General features: G+C 70.5%; 8 protein-coding genes. 2 read left to right on the plus strand and 6 right to left on the minus strand.

Going from position 1 to position 8,569, the window contains the following annotated elements; translation table 11 throughout:
- Positions 1-306: 306 nt before the first annotated feature.
- Positions 307-1,278 carry an alpha/beta fold hydrolase gene (locus tag DLJ49_RS20310; RefSeq protein WP_158547527.1) on the minus strand — a complete coding sequence of 324 codons (972 nt, stop codon included), beginning with the start codon at positions 1,276-1,278 and terminating at the stop codon, positions 307-309.
- 196 nt (positions 1,279-1,474) lie between these two features.
- The gene (locus tag DLJ49_RS20315; protein ID WP_115395339.1) at positions 1,475-2,278 is read right to left on the minus strand and encodes a LytTR family DNA-binding domain-containing protein; all 804 of its coding nucleotides are present in this window, start codon (positions 2,276-2,278) and stop codon (positions 1,475-1,477) included.
- Between the two features lie 135 nt (positions 2,279-2,413).
- Between DLJ49_RS20315 and DLJ49_RS20320 the strand changes: the two genes are divergently transcribed.
- Positions 2,414-3,049: a DUF2306 domain-containing protein gene (locus tag DLJ49_RS20320; RefSeq protein ID WP_115395340.1), complete on the plus strand. Its 636-nt coding sequence runs from the start codon at positions 2,414-2,416 to the stop codon at positions 3,047-3,049.
- 22 nt (positions 3,050-3,071) lie between these two features.
- A complete protein-coding gene (locus DLJ49_RS20325; protein WP_115395341.1) occupies positions 3,072-4,280 on the plus strand; it encodes a serine hydrolase domain-containing protein in 1,209 nt (402 codons plus the stop codon).
- Between the two features lie 188 nt (positions 4,281-4,468).
- Here the strand turns inward: DLJ49_RS20325 and DLJ49_RS20330 are convergent, their stop codons facing one another.
- The 4 genes from DLJ49_RS20330 to DLJ49_RS20340 all read right to left on the minus strand — a co-directional run.
- Positions 4,469-5,653 (minus strand): BaiN/RdsA family NAD(P)/FAD-dependent oxidoreductase, encoded by a 1,185-nt coding sequence (locus tag DLJ49_RS20330; RefSeq protein ID WP_115395342.1) that lies wholly within the window; start codon positions 5,651-5,653, stop codon positions 4,469-4,471.
- Between the two features lie 343 nt (positions 5,654-5,996).
- The gene (locus tag DLJ49_RS21945) at positions 5,997-6,161 is read right to left on the minus strand and encodes a hypothetical protein (protein ID WP_158547528.1); all 165 of its coding nucleotides are present in this window, start codon (positions 6,159-6,161) and stop codon (positions 5,997-5,999) included.
- Entirely contained in the window at positions 6,158-7,792 is a 1,635-nt protein-coding gene (locus DLJ49_RS20335) for a hypothetical protein (RefSeq protein ID WP_147277377.1), read from the minus strand. The genes DLJ49_RS21945 and DLJ49_RS20335 overlap by 4 nt, the downstream gene beginning before the upstream one ends.
- A gap of 311 nt (positions 7,793-8,103) precedes the next feature.
- On the minus strand, positions 8,104-8,569 hold a 466-nt coding region (locus tag DLJ49_RS20340; RefSeq protein WP_115395344.1), incomplete at its 5' end, for a TOBE domain-containing protein.

Below are 8,569 nucleotides of genomic sequence, written 5' to 3' on the forward strand. Positions count from 1 at the left end.
CGGCCTCGACAGGGTCCGCGCGCAGTTCACGATGACCATGGCGGCCTGCAATCTGGCCAGGCTGCCGAAGCTTCTGGCGGCCTGAAACACGGGGCATCTCGGAACCGATCCACACGTCCCGGGCCGCTACCGCCTCAACTTGGAAACCCGCGCCCGGAAAAACGTCCTTCCAGCCGCACTTCTTCAGCGGCCTGCTAAGGTAAAAGCCCGTTCGCGGTCTTGCTCATGATGCTCCTTCCTACTCAGGAGTTCCGCTCGAATGCCGCGCCGAAACGGCGCCGGCCGCCGCGGAGTGAGGGCCTTCTCTCAGCCGTCCCCGCGCGCTTCGATGATCGCGCGGATCGCCTCCGCGACGGCATCGGGTCGCTCCACGTGCAGGTAGTGGCCCGCCTCGATCCGGCGAAGCTGTCCCCCCGCCGCCTCGGCATAGGCCGCGACGGCGTCGATCCACGCAGGAGACTGCCGCGTCGAGACGAAGGCATGCACCGGCACGTCCGGCACGCCCTCGGCCCGAACAATGGCCGCGTTCCGGTCGAGGCGCCGCAGCTCGGCCCACATCGGCGGGGTGTTGGTGCGGCGCATGAACAGCGCCCGCGCCGCCGCGGCCTCCTCCTCGCCCAGCCGCTCCTCGACCATGGCCGGGAAGTTGGTCTCGAAAACGTCCGGCCCCGAGCGCATCAGCCCCGTGCGCGCGAGCGCCGTGATCAGCGGCGAGAGTTCGGCCGTCTCGCCCGCCTGTTCGATATAGCCGGGCACCAGAGGGTCGAGGCCGATGATCGCCGCCACCTCGTTCGGGTGCTCCTGCGCCCAGCGGACCGCCTCCAGCCCTGCCATGGAGTGCGGGAGAAGCACGTAGGGCGGTGCCTCGCCTGCCCCTGCCAGCGCCGCGCGCGTCTGGCCGAGCACGGTGTCGATGTCCCGCGGGCTCCGCGCGATCTCGCTCCAGCCGTAGCCCGCCCGCTCGACCACGGAGATCCGGTAGTCTTCGGACAGCCGGTCGTAGAGAGGACGGAAGTCGAAGACCGGCGCGCTCGTGCCGAGCCCGGCGAGAAACACGAGCGTCGGATCGCCCCGGCCCGCGGCGTAGACGTGCAGGCGCACCTCCGCGCCGTCATCCGCATCGACCCGGACGATGCTGCCGGGCGGCGGGTAGGCCGCCTTCTCCTGCCGCACGAGGTCGCGATGCTCCAGGTAGCTGCCGCCCACCACGAGCGCCGCGCCCCCGAGGACGACCAGCAGCAGCGCGACGAGCCCCCATGCGATGATCCGTCCGGTCATGGCGTCATCGTTCGCAGCGCGCCATCGCGAACGCAATCTTCCATTGCCCCGGCGCAACCCGCGCCCCTGCATCGGGCCCGGCCCTTGCAATGATAGCGGCATTGCGGCGTCAGCGTGATCGAGCGCAGGATGGACTGGCCTCGCCTCCATCGGGGCGGCCCGACGGGCGGCGGGGTTTCGCGGCTTTCGCGGGGGATCACAGCCAACCCGCGGCCTTCAGGTCCGGCCGGAAGGACCGTCCGACCGGGACGCGGCGGTCGTCGGACAGGCGCAGGAAGGTGCGCTGCCCGTCGCGCTCGACGCGGTCCACCGCATCCGCCGCCACCCACCACGAGCGATGCACGCGCCGTCCCAGGCCATCGAGCTCGCGCGCGGCGTCTTCCATGCGGCACAGGATCATCTCCGACCCGGCAGAGTGGTGCACCGTGAGATAGTGGTCCTGCATCTCGAGGCAGAGGAGCCGCCCGCCGAGCGGCGCGGACAGGCGCGCCGTGAAGAGCGACAGGCCGTCGCCCTCCGGTTGGCGGGTTTCCGTCGCTGACAGGGCCGCCTCGGACCGGACGCCCTCGGCGCCTGCGGGATCCGGTATGGCCGCGATCCGCTCCTGGATGTCTTCCCACGTGTAGGCCGGCAGCGAGATCGCGGCGAGCAGCAGCAACACCCACCCGAACAGTACGGCGACGTTATCGGGCCAGCCGATCCCAGAAAGCCCGTTCGCCAGCGCTACCACGCCGGTCGCGGGGACGGCCGCGAGACAGGCGCCGACCAGCGGCACCGTGAGCCGTGGCACCGGCAGCCGGTCGCCCGCCACCGCATCCAGCCGCCGCAGGACGGCATCGGCCAGAAGCCAGTTCACGGAGATGACCGCGAGCCAATAGCCCAGCCGGTGCGCCGTCGGCATGAGGTCGAACGTCCCGAACGGACCGATCAGCCCAAGCACGAGGCCCACGCCCACCGGCGGGCCGAGGCGGAGGGACAGGCGGGACAGACGTTCGCGCATCGTGAACGGACCGTAGCATGCCGTTCGCGCAATTCCCCAGCCGTTTCCGCAACTTCCATGGCCCGGTCCGGGGCAGCGTCGCTACCCGGTCCGCATCACGAACCCTGCACAATTCCCACAAAGGAGGTTGCTTCCATGATCCAGACGATCCTGTTCCTGCACATCCTGGCCGGCGTCGCGGCGCTGGCCGCGGCCGGCGTCGCCGTCGGCAGCGCCAAGGGCGGCCGGCTGCACCGGCGCTCGGGCAACGCCTACACGCTCGCCATGCTCTTCGTCGGCCTCAGCGCGCTGGTGCTGGCGGTGGCGCACCCCAATCCGTTCCTCTTCGCGGTGGGGGTGTTCACCCTCTATCTTGTCTTCACCGGATGGCGCGCGGCGATGATGCGCGACGGGCGGCCCCGGCGCCTCGATCATGCGGGCGGGGCGGTGATGGCCGTGGCCGGCGTCGCCATGCTGGGCTGGGGCGCGCAAGGGATGCTCACGGGCAGCGGCGCACAGCCGGTGATCCTGTTGGTCTTCGGCTCGATCGGCCTGACCCTGGCGCTGGCGGACTGGCGCGACTGGGCGCGCGGGCCCATCGCGGCCAAGGCGCGCATTGCAAGGCACCTCGGCCGGATGCTGGGCGGCACCATCGCCACGATCACCGCCGCGGGCGTCGTCAACCTCGGCTTCCTGCCCGACCTCATGGTGTGGCTCGGCCCTACCGCGCTGATCACCCCCGTCATCTTCTTGTGGACCGCCCGCGTCATGCGCGGCGCCGTCCGCGCCTGAGACGCCGGAAGGAGACGCCACCATGCTTGCACACCGCCTGACCCGCATCGCCCTCTGGACGCTCGCCGCGCTTGCCGTCCTGGCCTTTGCCACCTTCCTCTGGCTGCGGCAGACCCCAGCCTGGGCTGGCATCACCCTGTTCTGGGAAAGTCACCGGGTGGAGAACTTCCGCGCGATGGACCGCGTCTTCCCCGACCGGCCGGTGACCCGTGGAGACAGCGTCTGGGCTTTCGACCGAGCGCCGGCGCCGCTGCCGGCGACCTTTGTGTTCGACGGTGCGCCCCGCGACCTCGCCACCTTCCTCGACCGCACCGAGACCACGGGGCTCATCGTCGTCCACAGGGGCGCGATCACGCACGAGGAGTATCGTCAGGGCGCCGACGAGACCTCGCCCTTCACCTCATGGTCGATGGCCAAGTCGGTGCTCTCCGCGCTGATCGGCATCGCTGTCGAGGACGGGCATATCGAGAGCATCCGCGACCCCATCGGCGCCTATGTCCCGGCGCTCGCAGGCTCGGGCTACGGCGACGTGCCGATCGAGGACGCGCTCACCATGTCCTCGGGCGTGGCCTTCGACGAGGATTACGAGAACCCCTTGTCCGACATAAACATGCTGTTCATCCGGGCCATGGCGATGGGCGTGCCGGCGGAGGAGACGCTCGCGGGATTGGACCGGGTGCGCGCCCCCGGCACCTACAACGATTACGTCAGTTCCGATTCCATGGCGCTGGGGCTGGTGCTGGAGGCCGCGACCGGCATGGCGCCGGCCGACTACCTCTCGAGCCGCCTCTGGGGCCCGATGGGCGCGGAAGCCGACGCCACGTGGAGCACCGACCGCGCGGGACGCGAGTTCGCGCTGTGCTGCCTGAACGCGACCCTGCGCGACTGGGCCCGCTTCGGGCGCCTCTACCTCGACGGCGGCGCGCGCGAGGGGCGGCAGATCGTGCCGGCGGACTGGGTCGCGGCCTCGGTCGCGCCCACCGCCCCGCACCTGCAACCGGGCGACAACCCGGCCTCGTTCTGGACCTTCGGCTATGGCTACCAGTGGTGGATCCCCGAGGACCCGCAGGGCGATTTCCTCGCCATCGGCGTCTGGGGGCAGTACCTCTACGTCGATCCCGCGCGCGAGGTGGTGATCGCCAAGACCAGCGCCGATCCGGCCTTCGACGACAACGACCACGAGAGCGTCGCCGCCTTCCGCGCCATCGCGCAGGCCGTCGCGGGCGAGTGAGCTTGCTGGAAACCGTCACCGCACCAGAAAAGGACGACCATGCCCCTTCCTCTCGCCGCGCGTCTCGTCATCGTGTCCGGACCGGCGCTTGCCCGAGCTTGCACTTGCAGCCAACGGCGGCGTCGACGGGCCGCGCTGCGGCATCCCGCTTGCCGGCCGAACGGTGGCTCGGGGTCGGGATCTGCCCATCATGTGCCTGCGGCGCGCTGCGCCACGGCCCGACTGGCCGCGACACCTGACGACCAGGCCCACTGGAAGTTGTAACCGCCGAGCCATCCGGTCACGTCCACCGCCTCGCCGATGGCGTAGAGTCCCGGGATGTTGCGGGCTTCCATCGTCTTCGAGGACAGCCCCGCGGTAGAGATGCCGCCCGACGTGACCTCGGCCTTGGCGTAGCCCTCGGTGCCCGTGGGCAGGAACGGCAGCGCGGTCAGCGCCTCGGCCGCCGCGCTCAGCTCTGCATCCGAACAGGTGCCGAGCGCGCGCCCGAGCCCGATGCGGTCGGCAAGCGCGTCGGCCAGCCGAGTGGGCAGGTGGCGCGCGAGCGCCGCCTTGAGATGCGCGCGCGGCATGTCGCGTTTCGCCTTGCGCAGGACGGCGTGTGCGTCGGGCAGGACGCAGAGCGACACCTCGTCTCCCGGCCACCAGTACGACGAGACCTGCAGGATCGCCGGCCCCGACAGCCCCTTGTGCGTGAACAGGGCGGCCTCGGGGAACGCGACGTCGCCCACCCGCGCCACGGCCGGAAAGGCCACGCCCGGTATCGCCTTGAAGGGGGCGTCCTCCTCGCCCAGCGTGAACGGCACGAGCGCCGGGCGCGGTGTCACGACATCCAGGCCGAAGCGGCGCGCGATGTCGTAGGCCACACCGGTCGCCCCCATCCTGGGGATGGAGGGGCCACCCGTCGCGATCACCAGGTGGCGCGCCGTCGCTCCGGCCACCGTGAACTGCCCGTCGGCATGGCCGATCTCGCCGATATCGGTCGACAGCCGGATCTCAACCCCGCCCCGATCGCATTCCTCAAGCAGCATGGCGACGATCTGCCGGGCGCTCCCGTCGCAGAAGAGTTGCCCGAGGGTCTTTTCGTGCCACGCGATGCCGTGGCGTTCCACCAGGTCGAGGAAATCCCACTGGGTGTAGCGGCTGAGGGCCGATTTGGCGAAGTGGGGGTTCTCAGACAGGAAATTCTCCGGCTCGGTGCCCGTGTTGGTGAAGTTGCAGCGCCCGCCGCCGGAGATGAGGATCTTCTTGCCGGGCTTCGCGGCGTGGTCGATCACGAGCACGCGCGCGCCGCCCTGCCCGGCGATCGCCGCCGCCATCAGGCCCGCGCCGCCCGCCCCTAGGACGATCGCGTCGTAGTCGCGGTGTCGCATGCCTGCGCGCGGTCCCTTTTCGAAACACGGCCGAAACGTCGTGCCTTCGCCCTATCATCACAGATTGCACTCAACGAAAACGGGATTCGCATGTGGATCGGCCCTTGGTCGGGACCCTCGCCGAGAGTTCCCGCACGCCATCGATCGCAAGGGGTAGTCGGCCTCGGGTCGGAGTTCGGTACGACACCGCCGGTAGTGCCGCGAGGCGGTCTCTGGCGTCAGATTCGAAGCAGCGTCACCTTCGTCGTGTCATGTGTGGCACTTCCGCCCGGATGCTGGCGCCAGGCAGGCACCGGCATGACAGGGCTTTGCTCGCGCAATCGGGGACCTGTCGGCGGGGTCGTCAGGTTTGCAGGGCGAGCCAGATCAGGAGGCTGACCAAGAGGACGAACCAGATGAACATCACCGACACGAGCGCGTGATGCAGGAACCGTGCGACGGGCGGATGGCCCAGGACCGCGAGCACGCCGATGACGAGGGCGACGATGACGAGGTAGAGGAGCATCATTCCTTGGCGCGTGGCTTGACGATCCCATGGGGGGCGGCCCTCGTCCCACGGGTCGGGACATGCGCCTCCGCGGCTGCGCGGGCATCGTCGATATGGCGATATCTCTCCGCCAATGTCTCGCCGTAAACGGTGACGTGCCAGACGGCGCCGTTCGTCGCCGTGTGGTTTTCGTTACGCCAGACCACGGCAACCTCGACGCCGTCCCGCAGGAGCCGTCGTGGCTCGCTCTTTCGACCTCTCGTCCAGCCGTCCAATCCGGATGCCTTGGCGGTCCTTCTGGGAGGCGATGGCACACGCGATGTCCTGGGCGCAGGGCGCGGGGTGACGACGGCCGGAGCCGTCGTTCTGCGCCCGATCTCGGCCGAGGCCGGGCGGGCCGGATCGGCTTCAATCCGTCTTGTGTGCGGCCCGGCGGCCTCTATGCGCCACGTGGCCAGGACGGCTCCCTCCGCGTTCCACCAGCGGCGCAGACGGTCGATGGCTGCAAGGCCCACCCGCGCAGCTTCCCGCTGCGGCGAGAAGGGCGCGAGCACGTCGAGGGGCGGCGTGTCGATGACGAGGCCGAGGGACCGTCCGGCCGGGCGCAGGTAGGCCCCGATCTTGGTCAGGGTGTCCGGCGGCCGCGCTGCGTCCGCCAGCGCCGCCCAGCCGCCGATCATGAACTTGGCGGAGGGATGCCCCGCGCCGGAATCGCGCGACTGCACCGAGATGCGCGGTCGGGGGACGCCGTCATGATCGCGCAGCATGCGGGGCGCATCGAAATAGATCGTGCGCGAGCCGACGGGACGGGTGGCGCCACCGTTCGGATTGCTCTTGAGCACGAGGTCGGGGAACTCCTCCGCGACGAGCTCGGCGTAGGCCGCGTGAAACGCGGCGCAGCGATCGTCGGGTACCGGCTCCCACGGCGTCTCGGCCTGCAGGATCGCGGCGCGGATCAGATCGCCCTCGACCCCCGCGAGTCCGTCCGCGATCGTCTCGTAGGGGACGGCGGCGTCGAACTTTGCCGTCTGCCGGGAGCCGTCGATATAGACCCGTGGCGCGACCAGGACGGACAGGGCCGGCACCCCGCGCGCGAGCAGGTCGGCGCTCGAGCGATGGTAGCGCTCGGGCTGCGCGTCGCCGCGGGCCGTGACGCTCCAGGCGGCGTCGATCTTGTTCTCGCAGAGCAGGCGGACTCCGTTGTCGAGCGTCACGTCGAGATCGATCGACCCGCTCGAGCCCACATGCCGCGTCTGCCGGTCGACCCGCGCGACCGGGGCGCGCAGGTCGGCCGGCAGGACGGCGGCGACGAAGCGCGCCGCGGCCGGGTCGTTGGCGTCGAGAAGGCGTGCAAGGCACGCATCGAGCTCGGCCTCGCGGATCCGGATCGTCGGGCGAGTCACGCACGCGTCTCCTCTCGTCTCGGGACAGGTCATGCCTAACCGGCCGGCGTCTCTCTGGTCGAAGAGTGTCGCGGTGGACCCGTACGTCGACGGGGCAGAATCCCGGCGGTCGCGTGGCAATCGCCGGACGGCGCCGCCGTCAGCAGATCGGGTGATACCTCTTTCCTCGCCAATGACTTGCGAATGTCGCCGAGCCTCTTCCTGACGGCATCGACGAAGGCCCGGCTGGCGTTCTCGAGCAGGTGCCATCGGTCGGCGACCTGCCCGGGCCGCCCGGCAGCGCGCGGGTGACGGACGACCCGTAGCCGCCCCCGCGATCGCGCGTCACGATCTCTATGCCCGCCCGGGGCGCGCGGCTCCGGGCGACTGGGGGTCGAAGCCGGAAGATGTCGGCTGCGGCCGGCCCGACGGTGGACGCCATGACCTTCCCGGTCCCGCTCGTCGCAGGTGCAAGGCGACTGCATGCAGACCGGGCGCACGAGGCGTCGGTGCATTCGTCGCCACGGACGGTCCGGCCGGGTATCCCGGATCTCCCGGCTGGGAGGCGGCCGTTCCGCGCCCTACCTGAGCCGCAGCCCGGAGGACGCATCGAACAGGTAGGTGTCGGCGGGCGCAAGGGTCACGCCGACCCGGCCGCCCTGCGGAAGCGGGTCGTTTTCGTGCGCTTCCAGCACGATCCTGTCGCCGTTGTTGGCGATGAGGTAGACATAGGAGACACCGCCGAGCGCCTCGGTCAGGTCGACCTCGTGGGTTGCCGCCGCGGGGTCGATCTTCAGGTGACCGGGCCGCAGGCCGACCGTCACCTCGCTGCCGTGCGCAGGCAGATCGACATGCGTCTCCACGTGTCGGCCGCCGAGGCCGGCCACGCGCACGCCACCCGCCTCCACCGTGCCGGCGAAGAAGTTCATCGAGGGCGATCCGATGAAGCCTGCGACGAAGCGGTTGTCGGGGTCGTCGTAGAGCTGCATCGGCGAGCCGACCTGCTCGACGCGCCCGCCCCGCAGCACCACGATCTTGTCGGCCAGC

The sequence above is a fragment of the Rhodovulum sp. 12E13 genome (assembly GCF_003340565.1).
Taxonomy (GTDB): domain Bacteria; phylum Pseudomonadota; class Alphaproteobacteria; order Rhodobacterales; family Rhodobacteraceae; genus HLUCCA09.